Genomic DNA, 23,139 nt, shown 5'->3' with positions numbered 1-23,139 from the left:
GGTTAGCTAATTTAAAATACAATTTGCCAACTTGAAAGAGGATGAGCTTATATTTGTAGATTAAATTAGAAGAGCCGTATGATGGGAGACTATCACGTACGGTTCTGTGAGAGGCTCGGGGTGAAACTCCCCTTGTCTACTCGACACGAAACGTTGTAAAACATACCAAAGAAAAATCCATATGTAAAAAACATAATTCCGAATTTCGAAAATAGTAACTTTTAAGTTACCTTTGTGCCAATGGAAAAAGTTAGGCAAGTAATACAATACAAACATTATTTCGAAGAGTTTCTACTTGCTCAACCGAAAAAGATACAGGACAAAATATTTAAGGTCATCGAAATAATCGAAACCTTTCAACACGTGCCGAAAACATATTTGGCACCAATGAAAACCCATAAAGGATTATATGAGGCTCGAATAAAATTAGGGTCGGATATATGGCGGGTTTTTTGCTTCTTCGACAAAGGTAAGTTAGTTATACTCTTAAACGGATTTACAAAAAAGACGCAAAAAACACCGAAAAAAGAAATCGACAAAGCTGTCCGATTAATGAAAGAGTATTATGAAGAAAAAAACAACAGAGATGGAAACTAAAAGCTGGAAAGACATAAAAGATACCGTTTACGGAGAAAAAGGAACTGAACGCAGAGACGAACTCGAAAGAGATTTTGAGTCATTTAAAATCGGCTTGCTTTTACGAAATGCACGAGAAGAAAAAAACCTGACACAAGAACAACTTGGCGAACTCATTGACAAAAAGCGAACTTACATTTCACGAGTGGAAAATAATGGTAGCAATCTCACTTTAAAAACCTTATTTGACATCGTGGAAAAAGGACTTGGCGGAAAGGTAAACATTACAATCGAAATCTAATAAAGTACGTTTTACAACAATATGTATAAGCAATGGCTTGTCCTCGCCTACTTGGAAAATCCTTCGGATTTTCCTCTAGCAAGTACCTGTTTGGAATGGTCCGTGACGAACCACGCCACTGCCCATACTCGAAACGTTGTACCACATACTGACAAAACTTCGAGATATGAGTATAATTCAGTAAATTTATATAAAATCATAGAAAATGGAAACTATCCGAATTGACATAATAAACCCAAAGGCAAAAAAACTTCTAAAAAACTTAGCAGGTTTAAATTTGATAAAGATTAATAAAGGCAATAATAAATCGGACTTATCATCTCTGCTAAAAAAAATACGAGCGAAATCTAATGATGAAATTTCATTAGATGAAATAACCAAAGAAGTTGAAGAAGTGAGAAAATCACGATATGAAAAGTAAGAAAATAATCCTCGATACAAATCTTTGGATTAGCTTTCTAATTTCAAAAAAATTCAGTCAGATTGATAAACTGATTGAAAGCAAGAGAATTAATGGGTCTTTTTCAACTTCATCTTGAAGCACCAACCGAAATAATCAAAAAATGGATTGATGAAAATGGATTGACAGGTGATTTAACCGCAGAAGAACTGAACTATTTGGAAACGAAATACAAAGACTTGCCTAAACAGAGTCAAAAAGACATTTATTGGTATGTTGAGGCGATTTGGACTTTTGCTTGGATTGGAGGACTTCACAATAATCTAACTCTAAATACTGGAGTTGAGGATACCCTAATTACTTTAATGCCAAACATTCATAAAAATGAATCCACGACAAAATTTGTTTCTAATTTCCAATTAAGAAATCGATTAGAAATTTTTGAAACGTTGGATAAATTCTATCGTGCTCATTGGTTTGCGAAAAAAAATAACTTGAAAGGAGAGAAATCTGATAAAGTGGATTTGGATATAATAATGGAAAGAAGAAAAGCACTTGAATTTACTTGCTATAAAGAATTTATATGGGATGAAATTTCATTAGACACCTGAAAAACAACTATGCACAACAAGTCGTATATAGCTCAATGAAGTCAGAACTCCTAATCGGAATTCATTACAATTCTATTACCTTTCGGTCACGGCTAATAATCGTCACAGATTTCGCTCAATCGGCCTAAAGAAACGCATTGGCTTTGAGCAGGTTTAAATCATTATATTTTCTAACTTGCGCCGCATCAAAATATCTAAATATAGCATTGGCACAAATGACAAAAACAATTCAATCTATTTACAACAAACCAATTATTTACTTAAAGCGTCTTAAGAAAAAATCACTTTTTCCAAACCTTGTTTTTTTTAGCCTAAAACTAATTTCATTTGCATTATTAATCGTGATATGGTCTTGTGATAAAAGCAGTGATTCTATTGATGATGAAGTTGAAGTTATAATCGATCCAACTTTGAAAATTGATAATGTATTACCCAATAAAGCTGATTTAGGAGATACCCTTTCCATAATTGGAAAAAATTTTAAAAGAAGCGTAGTTTTATATCTTGATGAAAAAAAATTAGATCTTGTTTTTAACAATGATTCTTTGGTTAAATTTAAAGTTCCATACGACGGATTCAATCCATTTGATTTCAAAATCAAAATTGACAATGGCGAAGGTGTCGACAAAATGGAAATTTTAACATCCCCTTTTCAATTATATGCGCCGAGTGTCGATTCAATACCGATCAATTTTAGGTTCGGGAAGGAAGTTGTAATTTATGGTAAACATTTAACGAATATACCAACAAAGAAAACTGATATTATTTACTTGAATAACACACCGATTACTGTTACTAGCCACAGCAGAGATTCAATTTCATTTAAACTTCCTTATAATTTACAAAGTTTTGATCACAACCTATTGATAAAGGCCCAACTTCAAGAACTTGACATAGTAAATGGAATAAAAATTCCAGAACCAATTATTATGGGCGCGTCGAAAAATGAAGTGAAAGTAGGTGAAGAGATTATGATCTATTTATCAGATTTTCATCCTGGGATTACTGGATTGGATGATTTTTTCATAGCAGACAATAAAGTTGAAATAACAGAAAGATATACGGATTCACTGCGTGTAAAAATTCCTTTGGGCCCTTATAAAAGTAGGGATATAGGAAACTTAAAAATTAAAATGTTTGATACTGAATTTGAAAAAAATATAAATTTAAACCTGATATCGAAATGGTATTTATGGTCATACAAAAAAGACTATGAACTCACTGGTGGATTAGCAGGTGTAGGCCATTTAACTTTCTGGAGTTTTTATGATAATAATGCAGCCTATTTTAATGTTTTCAAAAACGGCAATGCCACCCTAAACAATGCCATATTTAAATACACGCCGGACAGCAACGAATGGGAGGAATCTATAGTACCCATATCAACCAGTGGGATGAGATTTGGACAAGTATTTTATTTTTTTCCTTTGGAAGATGGTGAAAATGCCTATTTGTATATTAGCAGGGACACCAATAACTTTTACAAATATAATTTCCTAACAAATACGGTCACTCAACTCAAAGACTTTGTAAACAATGAACTTATAAAGCAACCTACCGGATTCTTAAACAATGGTGAATTATATTTTGGATTGGGATTCACGGGGGGTACATCTGTATACCAAAATAGAAAAATATGGAAGTATAAAGAATCCAGTAATTCCTGGGATCAAATAACAGAAATTCCGTTAGTAAATAATTACGACTTGAGAAATGCCCCTAGTGTTTTTAAAAGAAACGACAAGTTTTATATAGGCAACGGAGAAGAACGTACAACTAATTTTTGGGAATTCACTCCTGACAACACTTGGGTCAGAAAAAGTGATATTACCAAACCAGTTCAATATGCCATCAATGTTCAAGTTGATGACCGCGGATTTTATTACAACAATCAACTTGCAAATTTTTGGGAATATAACATTGGAAGCGATCAATGGTCAGAACGCAATGACTTAAAGCCAGAGGGTTATAGCTTTGGGCAGGAATATATGTTTATTCATGACAACTATGTTTATTTAGTTGGTTATCAACAGGGATACCCTCCATCAAATGCACCGTTTTTTAATTATGATCATATAATCTTAAGGACTGAACTTTCAAACTTCTAACACAATGGTAAAAAATATATTTTATTCTTCCATATTACTGATCTTAGTTTTAAGCTGTCAAAATGATGATTTAACTCCAAAGTCTGAACTAATTAATTTAACCTTATCTGTTTCTGTTCCCCAATCGGGAGGAGCGAAATTAAAGGCAACCTATACTGGTGTAGAGCAAAATAAAATTTCCGAATCGGGGTTTTTATTATCCAGACAGCCTTTGCCAAATTTAAATAACGCTATCATTATAGAAAGCAAAAGATCAGGAAACCAATTAGAAAGCACAATTGACACAGATTTAATCTATAATGGCGAATACTTTGTTAGAGCCTATATAAAACTAGTTAGTAAAGAAATTCACTATAGCGATGAACAATCCTTTGTGTCTTTAGGCTCATCACCTCCAGTAATTGAAGAAGTAACACAGCAAGCACATCTACTGGATACCATTACAATTTCCGGTAAAAACTTCACATCAAAAATCAATAATATCCAAGTAAAATTTGGAGAGGAATCCAGTAGAATACTTGTTTCCAGTGATAGTATTATTAAGTGTATTGTGCCAGTGACCTTAAAAAGCTCTAATCCATCCATAGAAGTTAAAGTATATGAGAAAGAAGTCGCTTTTAATGGTTTTTCTTTATTTAAACCCGAAATCGCTTCGGTGTCATCTTTAAATGCCACTTTTAGGGATCATTTGACCATTGAGGGAGATCATTTTGATTTTGAAGCATCAAGAAATAAGGTTTATTTTGGAAACATAGAAGCCGCCGTAACCTATTCAGATAGAAGGACTTTGAAAATTATGGTTCCAGACGGTTTGGAAAGTAGTTCTGAGCAAATTAAGATAATAACTCAATTACAAGAAACAATTCACACTACCAACTTTCAGCTTATAGCACCTCAAATAAGCTTCGTTCCAGAAGATTTATTTGCCAACCAAGAAGTTGTTATTCAAGGCGCTTATTTTCATCCTGTAAAAGATAAAAACAAAATTATCTTTGAAGATGCAGTAGCAAACATTAGCTCCGGAGACACTGAAACCCTACATACAAAAGTGCCATTGGGACCTTTTCCCAGAAGAAAAGCTATCGTAAAAGTCCAAGTGTTGGATATGATTGCAACCTATGAAATTGAACTTGATGTACTTGATAAATGGGCTATGGTATCAAATGATTTACCTTTTCGTTATTATGGATCAATTCATAACGCTATTGTTGCCAGTAATACTGCTTACATTATCACGGAAAAAAGAGATGAGTATGCGGGTACAAAATATTTATGGAAATTTAACCCTGAAGATCTTTCCTGGCAACAGCACAACCTCCCTTTTGATTTCGGTGTGAATGAAATAGGAGCAATAGCAGAAACCGATGGTACCAATATTTATGTTTATTTACCTAACAATTCAAATGATTTCTGGGAATATAACACCACGACGTCTACATGGTCCAAAAAAGCTAATTTTATTGGTAATAAAAGAGGAGCAGCTACACATTTTTCAATTAATGGAGAAATCTATATTGGGTTAGGAGTCGATTCCCTGCCACATAGTCCTATTAGCTATAATGATTTCTATAAGTATAGCCCGTCTAGCAATACTTGGGTCCAGGTCTATGATAACCCTTTTGGAATTTATGCTGGAAGCACAAGAAGAAATGTTAGTACATTCGTCATTAATAATATAGCGTATTTAACGGGAGGTGCATACTCAACTGGAGATACAGACAGTTGGTCATACAATCCAAACTCAAATACTTGGAGAAGAATAGCTGACTTTAATTCTGCAAGGCATAGCTCAGCTTCATTTGCATTAAATGGTTTTGGTTATGTTACAGGTGGATCACGTGTTAGTGGTAGCAACCGAAATGATTGCTGGAGATATGATCCATCTTCAGATAGTTGGGTTCAAATGGAAGATGTTGGCCATATACCAAGAGGAAGACACTTTTCGTTCACTCTCAATGGCAAAGCATATGTTGGAGGTGGAGGCATTTATGATTCTGGAGGATCTAACGGCTATGATTTATACGAATACATCCCGTAAAAGTTGTACTTCTTTGAAATGCGATAATGTAATTAAAACCCACTTGTGGGAAAAAAAATATGATAAAAGGAATACTTAAAATCTCAATACTGATTCTAATAGGAATTACAGTTTTCACTTGCGACAAGGATAGTCCAGAATTATATGGAAATGTTCAAGGTACTATTACCTCAAATGGTTTAAGAGTTAGTGGAGCATCAGTTACATTAGGTACTACCAGCCAAACGACAAGTAATTCCGAAGGACAATACAGTTTCGAGGACATAAAGGCAAAAACCTATCAAATAAAAATATCTAAAGCAGGATATTCTCCCATGATTGACAATATAGTTGTTTCGGGTGAACAGAATCAAGTTAAGAATTTCGATATTATTAAAATTAGTGATCCGGTAATTTTCACAGGAACTACAGTTGATATCACCCAAACATCGGCAACTCTAAATGCAAATATTAATTTTCTAGGAACAGGTTATCCTGGGACAATGGAGCATGGCCACTGTTGGGCCTTAACTCCAAACCCCACAACCAATGACTCAAAATCAGAATTAGGAGTCCCAAGTTCAACGGGAGAATATCAAAGTAAAATTACTGGACTTAAAGCTAAAACAACATATTATATTCGCTCATATATAAGAATTGGTCTCATTGAGTTTTATGGCAACCCTATGGAGTTTAAGACAAAGGCTCATCCTCCAGAAATAACCGATTTTAATCCTAAATACGGTCCTGTTGGAACCGTTGTGGAAATTAGTGGTAACAATTTCTCGACTACAATTTTAGAAAATAGTGTAAAGTTTGGCGATTTTACAGCAGAAATTGAATCCGCCACAGAAGACCTACTAATTGTCAAGGTGCCTTATGTGGATATCGCTCAGAAAGTAAACATTTCAGTTACCATTGAAGATAACACAGATACTTCCCAGGATCTTTTTGATATATGGTTTCCTTGGCTACAAAAAAATGGTCAAGTTTCAAAAACATATAATGCTGCATCTTTTGCAATTAATGGTTTTGGCTATGTAATTGGAGCAAACTCCTTAAATATGCTTAAATATAATCCTATCGATAATTTGTGGGAAAGTGATTTAAGTTTACCTGAGAGCTCGGGTAAAAAACCTTTTGCTTTTACTTCTGGATCAAAAGTATTTGTTTTATTAGCCAATGGATTTTGGGAATACAATTCAGTAACGGATACCTGGACCCAAAGAGAAAATTTTCCAGGCACATTACAAACAGATAGGCGATATAATTTCAATTTTAGCATAGATGATAAACTATATCTTGGAAATTGTTATAAAACCTATGATTTCTGGGAGTATAATATAGATCAAGATTATTGGAATAGAAAAGCTGATTTTGTAGGAGGTTTTGACATGAGTAACCCAGTTTGGGGAAACTATAGTTTTTCAGTTGATAATAAAGGTTTTTTGGGAGTAAGTCAAACAGCATTTGCTATCAATACTCTCTGGCAATATAGTCCTTCTGAAGATACTTGGGTTTCGAAAGCCCCTTTACCTTCAAACGCTTACAGTTTATATGCCAGTTTTGTTCTTAATAATGAAGCTTACGTCGGGTTGGGTAAAAATTTTGAATGGGGAGATGGGTATGTTTCCAATACGCTATGGAAATATGACACAATTAATAATACGTGGGTCAAACTACAAAATTCTCCAATCAACATGTCTGTTTATGCCAGTTTTGGCATAGACAACAAAGGCTACATCCTACCAATGTACACCAAGTTTGATAAAAGAATAAATAACGTTTGGGAATTTGACCCTTCCCAAAATTAAGATGATAAACGATTAATTGTGCTAGAATATTGACTTCTAGTTAGAGAAATAACCTAAAGCCAATTGAGACTATTTCGTATTTTATGCAATAGCCACAGTATCTCCCTGTCCCATATCTAATTTCCATATGATTTACGATTTTTGTGGTATTTGATCATCATCTTATAAAGTTCGATGTGCTTCTCGCTAAAACGTTCGGTAATCTCCTTATCGAATACGGCATGCAGGATATATTCGCTAAGGCTCAATCATGAGGCTGTTGCCTTAATGTTCAAAAGTTTCTTTTCGTAGATGGAACTTCTGAATTTGACCAGATCACTTTTATCCAGAATATGGATGTATTTATTGGTTAAAAAGACGGTCGCATTTTTTCCCGCTTTATCGTGATCTAAATAGAACAATTTAACATCAAGAAGAATGTTGTTGTTGTTGTTAGAAACTGAAAAATATCGAAAACCTAATACCAATCACATCATAAAGCAAGAAAAGCCTCTCTAAAAAGAGAAGCTTTGATTTCTGTACAGGTGGGGAGACTCGAACTCCCACACCTCGCGGCACTAGATCCTAAGTCTAGCGTGTCTACCAATTCCACCACACCTGCATAGGTTCCGATTATTATCGGGTTGCAAATATAAACATTCCATTGAATATACAAATAACTTTATTCAAGAAAAATTCACTTCATTTTTCGTACTTTTGATTCTCTTGGAAATCAACTTCCAAAACATTAGAAATAATTAAATATTATAAGATGCAAAACATAGACAGCTACGTAGAAAAAAACAAAGACCGATTTATAAATGAACTGATAGAGCTTCTGAAAATCCCATCCGTTAGTGCAGATTCTGCATTTAAAAAGGACGTATTGAGAACGGCTGATGAAGTCAAGAAAAGCCTCGAAAAAGCAGGCTGTGATCATGTTGAAATTTGTGAAACTGAAGGCTACCCTATTGTTTATGGCGAAAAAATAATCGATAAAAATTTACCAACGGTCTTGGTTTATGGACATTACGATGTACAACCTGCCGATCCAATCGAATTATGGACCTCTCCTCCTTTTGAACCGGTGATTAAAAAAACAGACCTGCATCCAGAAGGTGCTATTTATGCAAGAGGTGCCTGCGATGACAAAGGCCAAATGTATATGCACGTCAAAGCGATGGAGTTTATGACCTCGACCAATCAGTTGCCCTGCAATGTCAAATTTATGATAGAGGGCGAAGAGGAAGTGGGCAGCGTCAACCTCGCAAAATTCGTAAAAGTTAATCAAGAAAAACTCAAGAATGATGTCATCTTGATCTCCGATACTGGCATGATTTCAAAAGAAACCCCATCAATCACCACAGGATTAAGAGGCTTGAGTTATGTGGAAGTGGAAGTTACAGGTCCTAACAGAGACTTGCATTCTGGTTTATACGGGGGAGCGGTAGCCAATCCGATCAATGTATTGACCAAGATGATTGCTGCGCTACACGATGAAAATAATCACATTACGATTCCCGGATTTTACGATAAAGTCGAAAACCTTTCAGACGAAGAGCGTGCACAAATGGCAAAAGCGCCGTTTTCATTGGAAGATTATAAAAAAGCATTGGATATTGATGATGTATATGGTGAAAAAGGATACACCACCAACGAACGGAATTCCATAAGACCAACATTGGACGTCAACGGCATTTGGGGAGGTTATATAGGAGAAGGTGCCAAAACAGTCATCGCCAGCAAAGCATTTGCTAAAATCTCAATGCGGTTGGTGCCACATCAAGACTGGGAGGAAATCACAGAATTGTTTAAAAAACATTTTGAAAGTCTTGCCCCGAAAGGCGTGAAAGTCTTGGTTAAACCTCATCATGGCGGTCAAGGCTATGTAACGCCTATTGACAGTATCGGGTATCAAGCCGCTTCAAAGGCTTATGAAGAAACTTTCGGAAAAACACCAATTCCACAACGCAGTGGTGGCAGCATCCCTATTGTTTCACTTTTTGAACAGGAATTAAAAAGTAAAACGATTTTAATGGGCTTCGGATTGGACAGTGATGCCATCCACTCACCTAACGAGCATTTTGGAATCTGGAATTATTTGAAAGGGATTTCGACCATTCCTTTATTCTATAAGTACTTTACGGAGATGAGTAAATAACATTTTTTTCGCAGAGGCGCTGAGGCGCTAAGTTTACAGGCCACGAATACACGAGTATGTCTTTATGACATTCGTGAATTCGTGGCTTTTTTTCTTCCCAATTTCTAAAATAACTTCTCATTTATAGATTCTTGACATAAAAAAAAGAAACATTGTATTTGGTTATGTTGTTTTTTGTTCTACATTTGTAGAACATATTCTAAACATGTAGAACAATGGAACTCACAAAAACAGAAGAAGACTTAATGAACCACCTTTGGAAAATGGAAAAAGCTTTTATGAAAGACCTTCTTGAAGCCTATCCCGAACCTAAGCCAGCACCGTCTACCGTGGCCACTTTATTGAAACGGATGCATGACAAACATTTTGTGGGGTACACACTCTACGGAAAATCAAGAGAATACTATCCTTTGGTAAAGAAGAAAGATTATTTCAGCAAGCACGTTAACGGTCTCATCAAAAGTTTTTTTAACGACAGCGCCACGCAGTTTGCTTCATTTTTCACAAAATCGACCAATCTCACCAAAGCAGAATTGGAAGATTTAAAAGCACTCATCGACAGCGAAATCAAAAAGAAACCATAACCACTCAATTTTTGAATTTCCGTTAAGGCGAAATGAGACCGAATAACAATTAACAAACTTAAAAACAACACATCATGCTAATCTATCTCTTAAAATCTGGCGCATGTTTGGCGATTTTTATGATCTTCTATCAGTTCTTTTTAGAAAAGGAAAACATGCATGTGTTTAAACGTTTCTACTTATTGGGGGCGCTCATCATCGCGTTTGCCATTCCATTGATCACCTTTACGCAATACATAGAAGTACCCGCTTTACCGATGGCGAAAGAAACCTTTGCACCCGTTGCTTTCTATACTGACCACAGTCCACAAATCGAAGAAACCAATTATTTACCCTTTATTTTTTGGAGCATTTATGCATTGGGTGTCTTAGTTTTCGGATTACTATTTATAAAGAACCTTATTCAGATTGTTTTTAAGATCAAACGCAATCCGAAGCAAAAATCGAAACATGTCATCCATGTCCTTTTAAATGATCTGGTCACTCCCCATACTTTTTTCAACTACATTTTTTTGAATAGACAGAAATTTGAAAAACATGAAATTCCGAAAGAAGTGTTTTGGCATGAAGAGTCACACGCCAAGCAAAAACACAGTATTGATGTTTTGTTTATCGAATTGCTTCAAGTCATCTTTTGGTTCAATCCGCTCATTTACTTTGTGAAACACGCCATAAAAATGAACCACGAATTCTTGGCAGACCAAGCGGTTCTACAAAAAGGCATTTCATTACCAACCTACCAACACATTTTATTGGCATTCTCATCAAATGCGTCAGAGTCACCATTGGCAAACGCCATTAATTATTCATCCACCCGTCACGTTGCAGGCGTGATCAAAAAACGATTTACAGTTATGAAAACACACACCACAAAACAAAAAATATGGTTAAGAAGCCTTGTGCTTTTGCCATTATTTGCACTGACCCTGTATGGGTTTAGTGAGAAAAAGGAGGTAGTTAAATTCTCCACAACTCAAAATTTAAGTTCAGATGCCATTCAAGACATCTTGATTTATATTGATGAAAACAATGCCATTTCACTAAATGGTAGCTCAGTCACATTTGAAGATTTGGAAATAGAGATTAACGCTCTTAATCCGAATTTATCGAAAGCGCAAAAACAAACTTTTGTATCTGCAACTATCCAATATGAAAATGACAAAAGCATCGGCTTGACACAGAAGATTCTACCCGTGCTGCTTAAAACAGGAGTATCCACATCCAGCACTCTTAATATCAACACCTTCAAAAGATTAGGATTACCAATTACAACCCTTAACAATAAATACGTTGGTAAGACCCTTGCAGAAGCCAACGCTATTTTTGATGAGGAAATCATTGACCTATCTCCTCCAAAACCGATGGATCCAAATTCACCTTGGCAATTAGGATATGAAGTAAGCGCAATATCCTACGAGGAAACTGAAGTAAAATCAGTAACGGTTACCTCAGAGATGCTTAAAGAATACAATGCAATTGCTAAAAACATCAACATTCAACCAGAAGCAACCAGAACTGCCAAACTGAAAGATTTTAATCGCATATCTGAAATTTACAGTTATATGTCAGAAGAGCAAAAGCAAGTTTCAGAACCGTTTCCATCACTTCCAAATTATGGCCTTGTTGAAAACAGACAACAAAAAGCAACTCCCGAGGAAGTAGCAGAATATAATAAATTGGCCAAATACTACAATGATCAATCGGATTATAGCTATGTCCTAAAACTAAAGGACATGAAGCGCGTCACTGAGATTTACAAAAAAATGGATGCGTCGCAAAAAGCCAACGCCGAGCCATTTCCAAATTTTCCGCCTCCACCTCCACCAACAGCGCCAAATCCAGAATCGAAAACAATACAAACTTTACCACCTCCCCCTCCGCCGCCATCCGTAAATCTTACAGCAGAGCAGAAGAAATTGTATTTGGAGGCACTAAATAACAGCACTGCAGGACAGATCTATACTTATAAACATGAAAGTAAAGATGGGAAGGACGGCTATGTTGTATTGATATCAGATCGCGATGAAACAGATTCACCATCCAAAGCAGCATTAGATCATATAACTGATATGAAGAAAAAAGACGCACTCTTTTTTTACAACAACAAAGCCATCTCAGGAGACGAGGCTATAGCGTATGTCAAAAGAATTAAAGAACTTTATATTTCGACAGAGCAAATCGATAGTAAGGAACCTAAGGTATATATCTCAAGCCAACCTACTATATCGGCAAGTAAAACACAGGACAAAGAACGGGTAATGGTAAATGGAACTAAGCCCATTAATGATGTGATGAGTATGACTAGAGCACAATTAATAGCGGCTCAACTTAGTGTCAATGGGGGAGAAATCATAAGTTTTAAACTTAAAATACCTGGAAAGCCAACACAATCCATCAAAGGTAATGTTATGGATGCTGAAGCCAAAACCTTAATCAATGGAGCTTATGATAACGATGCGACACAAATTTTCATGATCAAAGACTCTGATGGTATTGATTATCCACCAATAACAATTTTGATTAAAGAAACAAAAGCTGATCTGAAACAATCATATAATCTCAAACAATACCTCTTAGAACGGGACAGAACCTCCAAATTATTAAAGAATCCAACAGAATATCCTGGTAGTTTTTTAGAAATGTCGGATGGTGATCAAAGAATATTTCAAGCGCAATACATGAAGATGCATAGAGCGTATTCTAAGTTGACCGAATTAGAAAAGAAATCTGCTCCTAAAATGTTGCCACCAGCCCCAGACCCAAAGGGGTATATTTTGAAAAATGGAAAAATAATAAAGAAAAACCAATAGCAATTTTATCAAAGAAAGATTAATAACTTAACATCATTGACAAACCTCTCAGGTTTTTGAAACCTGAGAGGTTTTTTAATAGCATTAATCATTGAATCATTATTGTCCGATCAAAATACGATCCGAGAGCGTTACAAATTCTCAAAACAAATAAATTCAATTATATTAGTGCTATTGAAACTTTAAACCATGAGCTAAATGCAAGTGAAAACAATCACCGCATTTCCTAAAAGCGCTCAACTTATAATTGAACTATAAATACCTCTTCAATGGAAAAACCCAGACGATTATTTTTAAGAAACCTTGGCTTAGCAGGTGCTGCTGCAGTTCTAACCCCTTCTGCTTTTGCCAAAACACCGGAAGCCATTAATTTTCTTGAAAGAAAGCCTTTAGCTTCCAGTAATCTTAAAACCTTAAAAATCGCCTTAATCGGTGCAGGTGGCATGGGTGTTGCCGACACCAATACGGCCTTACAACATCAAAACATAGAACTGGTTGCCGTTTGCGATCTTTACGATGGCAGATTAGCCGATGCCAAAAACAATTGGGGCAGTGATTTGATGATCACCAAAAACTACAAAGACATTTTAAAACGTGCGGACATCGATGCCGTAATCATAGGAACGCCCGATTTCTGGCATAAAAAAATAAGCATCGACGCCTTAAATGCCGGCAAGCACGTCTATTGCGAAAAGCCCATGGTACACAGTGTCGATGAAGGCCACGAGATTATCGATGCTTGGGAGAAATCAGGAAAGGTCTATATCGTGGGCAGTCAAGGGATGTCTTCCTTGGGCAACGAAAAAGCAAAGGAGCTATTGGCAGCAGGGGCTATTGGTGAACTCAATTATGCCGAAGGGTTTTGGGCCCGAAACTCCCCAGTCGGAGCTTGGCAATACCCTATTCCAAATGATGCCTCGACAAAAACGGTAGATTGGAAGAATTATCTCTCTATAAGCAAAGACCTTCCTTTCGACCCTTTACGATTTTTTCGATGGCGAAATTATCTCGATTACGGAACAGGGATGGCGGGCGATCTTTTTGTCCATTTGTTTTCCAGTCTACATTTTATCACAAATTCTCTAGGCCCCAATAAAATTGCCGCCATGGGAGGCTTACGATATTGGAAAGATGGTCGGGAAGTACCGGATGTCCTTTTAGGGATGTTTGATTATCCAGATACCAAAGAACATCCAGCATTTAACCTTTCCTTGCGTTGTAATTTTGTGGATGGAACCAGTGGCACCACCTATTTAAAACTTGTGGGCAGCAAAGGATCTATGGACGTTGAATGGGATCGTGTGACATTAAAGCGCAATGCAGGAGGCGAAAGTGATGATCCATTTTTAGCGGCAAAAGCCAAAGAAGAAGGAGCCGTCCAATCCGATAGAAAAAAAATGGAACCGCCATTAACCACCGTTTATAACGCCCAAAGCGGATATAAAGGGGCACATTATGATCATTTCGCGAACTTCTTCGATGCCATCCGAAATAATGGAACAGTCGCAGAAGATCCTCTTTTTGGTTTTCGTGCCGCGGCCCCAGCATTACTCTGTAACGAAAGCTATGAGAAAAATGCGTTTATAGGTTGGGATCCAGAAAAAATGAAACAGATTTAATTCTAAAATTATAACTATGACAAAAATAGTAATGACTGTGCTATTGGCACTTTCAATAATCGCCTGTAAAGATTCAAGTGACACCAAAAAACAAGTTGAAGAAGGAGCGATAACCCAAGAAGACAGCAAAAGTGATATTCAAAAGACTGAAGTCGAGTGGCAGTATTTGTTCGATGGCACCACCCTTGAGGGCTGGAGAGGCTATAATGAAGACAAAATGCCTCCGGGCTGGGTCATAAATAACGGCGAGCTTACTTATGATACTGAGCTGGGATTGGAACAAGACTACACAGGTGGAAGGGACATTATTTATGGTGCCGAAGAGTTTGACAACTTTGAACTCTACTTGGAATGGAAACTTCCAAAAGGTGGCAACAGCGGCATTTTTTATCATATTAAAGAAGGCTATCCCGCTCCCTACGATTCGGCTCCCGAATATCAACTCATAGACGATGACAACTATGCTCAAATCCACGATCTAACTGGTTATAATAAAAGCGTTGGCCACACCGAAAACCTATCGGAATTAAAGCCCTTGAATAAAACAGCCGCCGATTACGCCATGCACGGGCCGGATCTTAACAAGAAAAAACTAAATCCTGTAGGCGAATGGAATAGTAGTAAAATAGTATTCACACCCGAAAAGGTGGAGCATTGGTTAAATGGCCAAAAAGTACTTTCATTCGTGCCATGGGATGATGAATGGGATAAGAAAAAGAATTCCGGAAAATGGAAAGAGAGTCCAAATTACGGCAAATACAAATCAGGATTTATTGGCTTGCAGGATCATGCCAGCCCGATTTGGTTTCGAAATATTAAGATCAGAAAATTATAAAAAATGTCAGCCTAAGCAATTTTTAGGCTGACATTTTTATTTATAAATCCAGGCTCAAACAATCTAAAGACCAGAAGACATTGACCTCTTAAATTTAAAATATGAAAAAAATAAGTTTGTTCGCGATTTTACTTAGTATCGCATTGACCAGTTGTCAGTCTGGAAAAGAACTTTTCAACGGAAAAAATCTTGACGGATGGCAAACCTACGGCACCGAAAAATGGTATGTAGAAGATGGTTTATTGATCTCTGAAAGTGGCCCCGACAAAATGTACGGTTATCTCGCCACTGAGGATAATTATAAAGACTTTGAGATTACCTTAGAATTCAAGCAAGAAGCCGATGGAAACAGCGGTGTATTTATACGGTCTGAGATTGAAGGCACCAAAATAGCGGGATGGCAGATAGAGGTAGCGCCGCCAAATCTCCACACCGGTGGTATTTATGAATCCTATGGCCGCGGTTGGCTGATAAAACCAACGCCAGAAAAAGAAGCCGCACTTAAATACGGCGAATGGAATAAATTAAAAATAAAAGTAAAAGGCAACCAAGTGACAAGTTGGTTAAATGGTGTGGAAATGGTCGACTTTTCTGATGATAAAATAGGTGCGGCAAACGGCAAAATTGCCTTACAGATCCACGACGGCGGCGGCATCAAAGTGTATTGGAGGAATATCCGATTGAAGACGCTTTAACAGATATTTCAAAGGCCGTCTTCTTGAAAGAATTAATATTCAAACGTCACAACACCTTCTACCATGAAACCTATTTATCTATTCTTGTTAATACTTGTATTTTCTTGCAATTCAAACGTCAAAAACGATACGTTTCCATCAGAAAACGAGGCGAAAACTGCCATAGAAAAAGTTTTGGCCGATCAGGAAATTGCGTGGAACAATCATGATTTGCAAGGGTTTATGCAAGGCTATTGGAAAAACGATTCTCTAAGGTTTTTCGGGAGCAAAGGTCTTACTTACGGTTGGGATAAGGCCTTGTCAAACTACAAAAATGGGTATCCAACCCTTGATGAGACTGGAACACTCAAATTTGTCATCACAGATATTTCAAAGATTGAAAATGGTGCTTATTTGGTGTTTGGGGAATACCATTTGGAAAGAAACGTAGGCAACGCCAATGGCATTTTCACTATTGTATTCAAATACATTAATGGCCATTGGAAAATCATTGCAGATATGTCCTGTTGATCAGGCTGCAGTTTCTTCAGACTTGAAATGCTCATACAAGTCATCGCATCCCATTCCTATAATAGAGAGTTTTTTACGTTTTGCCAGAGATTCATTGTGCAATTGCGCCAATGCATTCACTCCATAACGATCAATACTGGTCAGACCTTCGATATTTATGATTAACGAATCACGTTTATCAAAAACATTCGAAAATTCTTTTTTGAAGAGATGTAGATTGAATTTGGTAAGAGTACCATTTACTTGAAAAAAAGTAGGGTGTTTGATGATTTCTAAATTCATAATAGCGTAAATTAAGGTCGTTAAAAAATAAATTCTGCGCTATTAATCATTGGGGATGAGACAAATATGATAAATAATTTCAAAACCACACAATGTTTTCGACCAACGGTATTTTCATGGGTTTAGTGAAACACAAACTCCATTTACTTCGATAAAATGTAAGAAACTGGAGTCATAATTACTTAAAACTTTCGGTCTGGATTAAATAAATTCAAGTCCAAACTCGGTTTCTTTTCTGAAATCAGCTTCAAAAACCTACTTTACAGTTTCAGTCCTAACACAAGCCTATGATTCTACCGTTGATAACGAAAACCCTTTAATTCATTTACTCCCATTTAAAATCCCAAATTGGTGTTTCTCCCTTTAAATGCTCCACAAAATAATTCCACCTTTTTTTGGTGAAATATTTGTTAGCTTTCCCTTGATAGCCGTGGCGTTGACTAGGAAAAATCAACAAATCAAAATCCTTATCGGCATTTACTAAAGCTTCCGCCAATTTAAACGTTGCCGAAGGATTGACGTTCTCATCAATGCCTCCATGTACCAACAACAGCTTTCCTTTTAAATTTTTAGCATTCGTTATATTGGATACTTTGTGATAGGTTGAATCTACTGGCCAGCCTTGATACATTTCAGGCCACCACGCTTTTTCCATTCTAAAATCATGATCTGCGGAACTCGCCACACCCACTTTGTAAACCTCCGGAAATGCAAGCATTGCTCTTCCAGTATCAAATCCACCTGCCGAATGACCAAAAATACCAACGCGCTCGGAATCAATCCACGGATATTTTTTTCCTAAATAGGTGATGGCCAAAACGTGATCTTCAAGATTATTTCCCATATTTTTATAGGAATGGTTATGGAATTCCTTTGAACGTCCGGAAGTCCCCAGTCCATCCACCATCATCACTATAAAGCCAAGTTCTGCCAATGATTGATTCATAAAAGCTCTATCAAATGATTTTGGAAACATTTGCGTGTGTGGACCAGTATAGGTATGATCTATTATTGGATAAGACTTGGTTGGATCGAAATTGGTTGGTTTCCAAATGGCACCATAAATAGTCGTTTTTCCATCTTTTGCAATTAATTGAAATGTTTCTGGCGCTTGCCATCCTTTTCCCAAGGCGTCAGAAACATCTGCTGATGTTAATTCTGCTAAAATTTTCCCGGTTTTCGCCAACCTCAACACGGTTTTTGTAGGCTTGTCTACCGTTGAATAATTATCGACAAAATAGTTTCCATCTTCTGAAAAAGACACGGAATGATGGGCATTTTCTGGCGTTAATAAGGTCGTATTCCCTTTAAAATCAACTTTATAAAGTTGCTGATGATAAGGATTCATATTTAGGTCCTTTCCAGATGCCAAAAAGTAGATTTCTTCCTTGTCTTCACTGGTATGTGCCACTGAATTGATATAATAATTACCTTGAGTCAAGCGAGTTGTTGCTTTCGTTTTCATGTCAACCATATAGAGTTGACGCCATCCACTGCGTTCTGATAAGAAAATGACTTTTTGTTTTTTATCTAACTTTCTATACCAGAAATTGTCAATATTGGTTTCACTTGTTTCTTCAATAAGCGTTTGCTCAGTTTCATTATTAAGGTCTACAAGTTTTAAAAATTCTTTTTGAAACCCTCTTTCTGAATATTCTGCCAAAAGCAGACCAGACCTCTCCATCCACTCAACAGTCACGGAATTGATATGTGTACCTTTTGGTAAGTGTGTTTTCACTTCCTTTTTGCTTTCAACATTGAAAAACGTAGGCCTTACATGAACCATAGTGGTGTCTCCCGGAGAGCCTCGATAATAGGATAGTAATTTTGATTTGTAAAGGGAGTCGATGCTATGGTCCAGCAAATACATTTTTTCAGCATTTCTAAAATCGACAACATCCGCTGCAATCCATTTAGAATCTTTGGACCAGTTGGCTCTGAAGTGTTTTGGCCGTTCAGCATTCTCTCCTTCCATAATATCATACCAACCATAATAGGTTGCGTACTCATAATCCTTTTTGCCATCGTGGCTCAATTGATATTCCTGCCCAGTTGTGGTTGACTTTATATAGAGATTATAGTCTTTGCTATAAGCAATCCAATTTCCATCTGGAGATTTAGATTCAAATTCATTCCTTTCTTCTTTCTTCTCTTCTTTTTTGAGCTGAAGTTGATAGGTTTTAAGGTCAAGTGTATAGGTCTTTGATTCAAAATCGAATTTAAGATATCCTTCTTTTGTTCGTTCAATATTTGAGAGCGATATTTGACCTGATTCAAGTTCATTTTCCGCAATTTTGGATAATGATTGTGCTAGCTTATCGTGATCAAACAAAGGTTTTATCTTATTATTCTTAAAAGACAGGGTTTTATATGTCTTACCATTTTTGTCATAATCTACAAACCAAAGTCCGGACTTATCTTTAAACCAATACACCTGAGTATAAAGATTAAAAACTGTTTTATTGTTTAAATTCTCGGGCATAAAACTAACCGCTCTTTGATAATCTTCTTGAGTGAGTTTTTGTGCCTGGATTTGTGTTGTTAATAACAACATTACTACTGCATAATAATAGTTTTTCATAATGATTGATTTTTATCGAATTACACTCAAATCAGAGCTTGGTGTTCAAAACTGAATATAATGATGTCGTGCCGATCCATTTTCATCGCACTTTCACGGTTTTGCACAACGGCCTATTAGTTTACAAAGTAGGATCGTCTTTAAAAATGAAGGAGCAGCACAAAATGCCAACCATCTCATTTCAAGGCTTTTAGATTAACATTGAACAACTTGTTCTTTAGTCATATTCTATCAAATAGATCATGGCCACGAATTTGTTCCGACCTATTTCTTAGATTTCTTGATATAATTATTGACCCGTTCTTCCATAATAGCCAAGGTTACAGTACCCTGTTCAAGAATGATTTCATGGAAGGCTCTGATGTCAAAATTTTCACCCAATTCGGTTTCTGCTTTTTCACGCAACTCCCTTATTTTCAATTCCCCGATTTTATAAGACAAGGCTTGACCTGGCCAAGAAATATACCGATCCGTTTCAGTATTGACCTCGTGCATCGACAAGGCGGTATTTGAGGACATATAGTCCACCACCTGCTCACGTGTCCATCCTTTGGCATGAATTCCGGTGTCAACGACCAAACGGCAAGCGCGCCACATTTCGTAGGTCAATTTACCAAACTGCTCATAAGGTGTGGTATACATGCCCATTTCGTCCGCCAAAAATTCGCAATATAAGCCCCAACCTTCACCATAAGCGGAGAGATATAGATTCTTTCGAAACCGCGGAATACTGTCGCCCAATTCGTTGTTCAAACTGCCCTGTAGGTGATGCCCTGGCACAGCTTCGTGTACGGTTAGCGCGGGTAAAGTGTATAAAGTTCTACTTGGCAAATCGTAAGTATTTACCCAATAATAGCCTGGTTCCGTACTTTCCTTTGAAGTTCCAATATAACGACCTGCCGTGTATTTTGGAGCAATGGCATCAGGCACTGGCGCTACCCCATAAGGTTTACGAGGCAATGTTTTAAAATAGCGTGGCAATTGTGCATCTGCTCGTTTTGCCATATCACGTGCAATCATCAACAATTGCTCTGGAGTTTCAGCATAAAACTGTTTGTCTGTTCTTAAAAAATGAAAGAAATCAGCAAAGCTTCCTTCAAACTTCAAATCTTTGATGATTTGCTCCATTTCTGCTTTGATACGTGCCACTTCACGCAATCCAATTTGATGAATATCGTCCGCTGAATATTGGGTACTTGTAGTGTAAAAGTCAATTCTATTTTGATAGAATGCCTTACCATTGGGAGTTTCTGAAACCCCTAAAGTGGTTCTTGTCTTAGGAAAATATTCAGATTCAAAGAAATTCTTGATCCGTTTAAATTCTGGTGTGACCTTCGTTTCAATGGTTGTTTTAGCAGCTGCCAATACCGAGTCTTTTTGGACTTTGGTCAAGTCATTCGGCAAATTTTTAAAAGGCGAATAATAGAAACTGTCTTCAAAATCAGTCACAATATGATCGTTATAGGTCGATTCATAACCCTTGAAGATTACCAAAGGTTGTGACACTCCTTTTTCCAATCCTTCCCTTAAATTTTCAAGATTCTGACTTACAAATTGCGGAATGGCATTCAATCGGTCCAAATAACCTTTTACCTGTGCATAGTTTGCCAATGGTCGAACCTGATAGGTTAGGTTGGTATGAAATCCGGTATCAGAGAGCAGCGGATTCAAATATTGTTCAAACTTGTAATAATTGATTTTATCGTTCAACACAAACCCTAAAAGTTCAGCAGAAATCTTTTCGGTTTCACTCAATCCAGCCGTGTCAACCTTATTGAGTTCGTCCAGTACTTGCTGGGCAAATTCAGCTTCAGACTTAAAATAATCTTTGGTGTACAATCCCAAGGGATATACTTTTCTATCATAACCTCTATGTTGTTCGTATTTTTTAATCACACTGTCCAATACCACCTGAGGGTTTTGAGAAGATGTATTCTGAATAGAAAAAAGAAAAAGTAACAGAGTGACGGCAATCGGGTGTAAGACTTTCATAAGTTGTTTTTGATTATTGTTTTGGTAACAAATGCATGAGCAAATTCAATAGATTAAGCCCAACAAAACAAATTTAATCAAATCGCCTGAAAAGGCGCAACATATTTGGATGAGCTTAGGTCAAAGCCTATAATCAGATAAAATAATATCTATCTTGGAATATTTTTGATTATATATACCAATGATGACTTTAAATGTCGCATTAATGCACCTAAAATCTATATCGAAATTATACTTCATGGAAATAAAAACAACTTCAAAAAATTAATTTGGTAGTATTGCTGAAATATCAGGAATGTGTAATATTTCAAACTTTAAATCGACACATCTAAAATAGCTTTGGAAATGACAATCTTCGTTGATTGAAAAACAACTGTAGTATGAAAACAAAATACGTATGGATACTTCTGACCATAGCGGCCCTAATCACCATTTATGGCGTCCTCTCTGGGAAGTTTTTCTTTCTTTTTTTCATGTTGCCACTTGGATTTGGACTTTTTAAAAGAAAGGATAAGGATGAAGACATGTAATATGTGGAAGGTATGAGGCTAGATTGAAATTTCATAAGAATCAAATTCCAATCTATCCTACTTGAAAAAATTAGCTCTTTTTGACATATTTAGTGATGATGACAATCTGCTGTCCGTCAACGCGACCTTCAATAAATTCGGCATTTTCATGATCCAGACGAATATTTCTAACTGCAGTTCCTTGTTTGGCAACCATACTGGAACCTTTGACCTTTAAATCTTTGATCAAAACGACAGAATCGCCTGCTTCCAAAACAACTCCATTGACATCGCGATGGATAATTTTGTTAGCTTCATCTTCGTGCTCGCCCGTGGCTCTTGCCAAGGCCAAAGCCTCATCATCAAGATACATCATGTCCAACAAATCTTTTGGCCACCCTTCATTTCGTAAACGTTGAAGCATTCGCCACGACATAATTTGAACGGCTACATGTTCACTCCACATACTGTCATTCAGGCAGCGCCAATGGTTGGTATCCATGTCAACATTGCCTTCAATTTGGTTCAAACAAGTTTTGCAGACCAAAACATCATTGGCTACATTTTCATTCAGCGATGGCGGAATGGTATATTGTGATAAATTTTCTTTGGAACCACATAGTTCGCAAGTAGTGTTGCTTCGATCTTGAAGCATTTGTAAAACCGACATAAGAGTAACGATTGAAGATTAATAGAACTTGAAATTCCAAATAAAAAATATAAAATTCCAATTTAAGATTTTGATTTTTCAAAGA

At 36.6% G+C, this 23,139-nt stretch carries 20 protein-coding genes and 1 tRNA gene; 15 read left to right on the top strand and 6 right to left on the bottom strand.

Annotated elements, in window-relative coordinates; translation table 11 throughout:
* Positions 1 to 240 precede the first annotated feature (240 nt).
* The 7 genes from J4051_RS12995 (at position 241) to J4051_RS12965 (ending at position 7,827) form a co-directional block, all read left to right on the top strand.
* Positions 241 to 597, top strand: coding sequence for a type II toxin-antitoxin system RelE/ParE family toxin (locus J4051_RS12995; protein WP_128250669.1), 357 nt, complete (start codon positions 241 to 243; stop codon positions 595 to 597).
* On the top strand, positions 587 to 877 hold the full coding sequence (locus J4051_RS12990; protein WP_208234311.1) for a helix-turn-helix domain-containing protein: 291 nt from the start codon (positions 587 to 589) through the stop codon (positions 875 to 877). The genes J4051_RS12995 and J4051_RS12990 overlap by 11 nt, the downstream gene beginning before the upstream one ends.
* Positions 878 to 1,082: 205 nt before the next feature.
* Entirely contained in the window at positions 1,083 to 1,298 is a 216-nt protein-coding gene (locus J4051_RS12985; RefSeq protein ID WP_208234303.1) for a hypothetical protein, read from the top strand.
* Between the two features lie 74 nt (positions 1,299 to 1,372).
* Entirely contained in the window at positions 1,373 to 1,888 is a 516-nt protein-coding gene (locus tag J4051_RS12980; RefSeq protein ID WP_208234302.1) for a DUF4272 domain-containing protein, read from the top strand.
* A gap of 215 nt (positions 1,889 to 2,103) precedes the next feature.
* On the top strand, positions 2,104 to 3,996 hold the full coding sequence (locus J4051_RS12975; RefSeq protein ID WP_208234301.1) for a Kelch repeat-containing protein: 1,893 nt from the start codon (positions 2,104 to 2,106) through the stop codon (positions 3,994 to 3,996).
* 4 nt (positions 3,997 to 4,000) lie between these two features.
* Positions 4,001 to 6,034 (top strand): Kelch repeat-containing protein, encoded by a 2,034-nt coding sequence (locus J4051_RS12970; protein ID WP_208234300.1) that lies wholly within the window; start codon positions 4,001 to 4,003, stop codon positions 6,032 to 6,034.
* A gap of 59 nt (positions 6,035 to 6,093) precedes the next feature.
* Positions 6,094 to 7,827: a carboxypeptidase regulatory-like domain-containing protein gene (locus J4051_RS12965; protein ID WP_208234299.1), complete on the top strand. Its 1,734-nt coding sequence runs from the start codon at positions 6,094 to 6,096 to the stop codon at positions 7,825 to 7,827.
* 116 nt (positions 7,828 to 7,943) lie between these two features.
* On the opposite strand, the gene J4051_RS19265 is transcribed toward J4051_RS12965, so the two are convergent.
* Positions 7,944 to 8,075 carry a plasmid mobilization protein gene (locus tag J4051_RS19265; RefSeq protein WP_394368921.1) on the bottom strand — a complete coding sequence of 44 codons (132 nt, stop codon included), beginning with the start codon at positions 8,073 to 8,075 and terminating at the stop codon, positions 7,944 to 7,946.
* 271 nt (positions 8,076 to 8,346) lie between these two features.
* Positions 8,347 to 8,428, bottom strand: a tRNA-Leu gene (locus J4051_RS12960).
* A 150-nt stretch (positions 8,429 to 8,578) separates the two neighbouring features.
* On the opposite strand from J4051_RS12960, the gene J4051_RS12955 reads away from it, so the two are divergent.
* The 7 genes from J4051_RS12955 (at position 8,579) to J4051_RS12925 (ending at position 17,020) form a co-directional block, all read left to right on the top strand.
* Positions 8,579 to 9,967 carry a dipeptidase gene (locus J4051_RS12955; protein ID WP_208234298.1) on the top strand — a complete coding sequence of 463 codons (1,389 nt, stop codon included), beginning with the start codon at positions 8,579 to 8,581 and terminating at the stop codon, positions 9,965 to 9,967.
* A 215-nt stretch (positions 9,968 to 10,182) separates the two neighbouring features.
* A complete protein-coding gene (locus tag J4051_RS12950) occupies positions 10,183 to 10,551 on the top strand; it encodes a BlaI/MecI/CopY family transcriptional regulator (protein ID WP_208234297.1) in 369 nt (122 codons plus the stop codon).
* A gap of 74 nt (positions 10,552 to 10,625) precedes the next feature.
* Positions 10,626 to 13,361 (top strand): M56 family metallopeptidase, encoded by a 2,736-nt coding sequence (locus tag J4051_RS12945; RefSeq protein ID WP_208234296.1) that lies wholly within the window; start codon positions 10,626 to 10,628, stop codon positions 13,359 to 13,361.
* A 269-nt stretch (positions 13,362 to 13,630) separates the two neighbouring features.
* Positions 13,631 to 14,980 carry a Gfo/Idh/MocA family protein gene (locus J4051_RS12940; protein ID WP_208234295.1) on the top strand — a complete coding sequence of 450 codons (1,350 nt, stop codon included), beginning with the start codon at positions 13,631 to 13,633 and terminating at the stop codon, positions 14,978 to 14,980.
* Between the two features lie 16 nt (positions 14,981 to 14,996).
* Positions 14,997 to 15,815: a 3-keto-disaccharide hydrolase gene (locus J4051_RS12935; protein ID WP_208234294.1), complete on the top strand. Its 819-nt coding sequence runs from the start codon at positions 14,997 to 14,999 to the stop codon at positions 15,813 to 15,815.
* A 101-nt stretch (positions 15,816 to 15,916) separates the two neighbouring features.
* The gene (locus J4051_RS12930; RefSeq protein WP_208234293.1) at positions 15,917 to 16,510 is read left to right on the top strand and encodes a 3-keto-disaccharide hydrolase; all 594 of its coding nucleotides are present in this window, start codon (positions 15,917 to 15,919) and stop codon (positions 16,508 to 16,510) included.
* 63 nt (positions 16,511 to 16,573) lie between these two features.
* Entirely contained in the window at positions 16,574 to 17,020 is a 447-nt protein-coding gene (locus tag J4051_RS12925) for a YybH family protein (protein WP_208234292.1), read from the top strand.
* On the opposite strand, the gene J4051_RS12920 is transcribed toward J4051_RS12925, so the two are convergent.
* From J4051_RS12920 to J4051_RS12910, 3 genes are all read right to left on the bottom strand, one after another.
* A complete protein-coding gene (locus J4051_RS12920; protein WP_208234291.1) occupies positions 17,021 to 17,302 on the bottom strand; it encodes an STAS domain-containing protein in 282 nt (93 codons plus the stop codon).
* Positions 17,303 to 17,627: 325 nt separating this feature from the next.
* Complete coding sequence (locus J4051_RS12915; protein WP_208234290.1) at positions 17,628 to 19,883, bottom strand: S9 family peptidase; 2,256 nt, start codon at positions 19,881 to 19,883, stop codon at positions 17,628 to 17,630.
* A 264-nt stretch (positions 19,884 to 20,147) separates the two neighbouring features.
* Positions 20,148 to 21,875, bottom strand: coding sequence for a DUF885 domain-containing protein (locus J4051_RS12910; RefSeq protein WP_208234289.1), 1,728 nt, complete (start codon positions 21,873 to 21,875; stop codon positions 20,148 to 20,150).
* A gap of 380 nt (positions 21,876 to 22,255) precedes the next feature.
* Between J4051_RS12910 and J4051_RS12905 the strand changes: the two genes are divergently transcribed.
* The gene (locus J4051_RS12905; RefSeq protein ID WP_208234288.1) at positions 22,256 to 22,405 is read left to right on the top strand and encodes a hypothetical protein; all 150 of its coding nucleotides are present in this window, start codon (positions 22,256 to 22,258) and stop codon (positions 22,403 to 22,405) included.
* Positions 22,406 to 22,475: 70 nt separating this feature from the next.
* Here J4051_RS12905 and J4051_RS12900 read toward each other — a convergent pair whose 3' ends face one another.
* Positions 22,476 to 23,054 (bottom strand): PhnA domain-containing protein, encoded by a 579-nt coding sequence (locus tag J4051_RS12900; protein WP_208234287.1) that lies wholly within the window; start codon positions 23,052 to 23,054, stop codon positions 22,476 to 22,478.
* Positions 23,055 to 23,139 lie beyond the last annotated feature (85 nt).

Origin of the sequence: Gelidibacter pelagius (genome assembly GCF_017581925.1) — a bacterium.
In the GTDB taxonomy this organism is placed as follows: domain Bacteria; phylum Bacteroidota; class Bacteroidia; order Flavobacteriales; family Flavobacteriaceae; genus Gelidibacter; species Gelidibacter pelagius.
This window is presented reverse-complemented; position numbering and strand designations above follow the sequence as displayed.

Coding starts and splice junctions, on each gene's coding strand:
- J4051_RS12990 (WP_208234311.1), top strand. CDS start 587: ATGGAAACTAAAAGCTGGAAAGACATAAAAGATACCGTTTACGGAGAA.
- J4051_RS12965 (WP_208234299.1), top strand. CDS start 6,094: ATGATAAAAGGAATACTTAAAATCTCAATACTGATTCTAATAGGAATT.
- J4051_RS12915 (WP_208234290.1), bottom strand. CDS start 19,883: ATGAAAAACTATTATTATGCAGTAGTAATGTTGTTATTAACAACACAA.
- J4051_RS12920 (WP_208234291.1), bottom strand. CDS start 17,302: ATGAATTTAGAAATCATCAAACACCCTACTTTTTTTCAAGTAAATGGT.
- J4051_RS12905 (WP_208234288.1), top strand. CDS start 22,256: ATGAAAACAAAATACGTATGGATACTTCTGACCATAGCGGCCCTAATC.
- J4051_RS12955 (WP_208234298.1), top strand. CDS start 8,579: ATGCAAAACATAGACAGCTACGTAGAAAAAAACAAAGACCGATTTATA.
- J4051_RS12995 (WP_128250669.1), top strand. CDS start 241: ATGGAAAAAGTTAGGCAAGTAATACAATACAAACATTATTTCGAAGAG.
- J4051_RS12910 (WP_208234289.1), bottom strand. CDS start 21,875: ATGAAAGTCTTACACCCGATTGCCGTCACTCTGTTACTTTTTCTTTTT.
- J4051_RS12930 (WP_208234293.1), top strand. CDS start 15,917: ATGAAAAAAATAAGTTTGTTCGCGATTTTACTTAGTATCGCATTGACC.
- J4051_RS12945 (WP_208234296.1), top strand. CDS start 10,626: ATGCTAATCTATCTCTTAAAATCTGGCGCATGTTTGGCGATTTTTATG.
- J4051_RS12940 (WP_208234295.1), top strand. CDS start 13,631: ATGGAAAAACCCAGACGATTATTTTTAAGAAACCTTGGCTTAGCAGGT.
- J4051_RS12970 (WP_208234300.1), top strand. CDS start 4,001: ATGGTAAAAAATATATTTTATTCTTCCATATTACTGATCTTAGTTTTA.
- J4051_RS12985 (WP_208234303.1), top strand. CDS start 1,083: ATGGAAACTATCCGAATTGACATAATAAACCCAAAGGCAAAAAAACTT.
- J4051_RS12950 (WP_208234297.1), top strand. CDS start 10,183: ATGGAACTCACAAAAACAGAAGAAGACTTAATGAACCACCTTTGGAAA.
- J4051_RS12935 (WP_208234294.1), top strand. CDS start 14,997: ATGACAAAAATAGTAATGACTGTGCTATTGGCACTTTCAATAATCGCC.
- J4051_RS12900 (WP_208234287.1), bottom strand. CDS start 23,054: ATGTCGGTTTTACAAATGCTTCAAGATCGAAGCAACACTACTTGCGAA.
- J4051_RS12975 (WP_208234301.1), top strand. CDS start 2,104: ATGACAAAAACAATTCAATCTATTTACAACAAACCAATTATTTACTTA.
- J4051_RS12925 (WP_208234292.1), top strand. CDS start 16,574: ATGAAACCTATTTATCTATTCTTGTTAATACTTGTATTTTCTTGCAAT.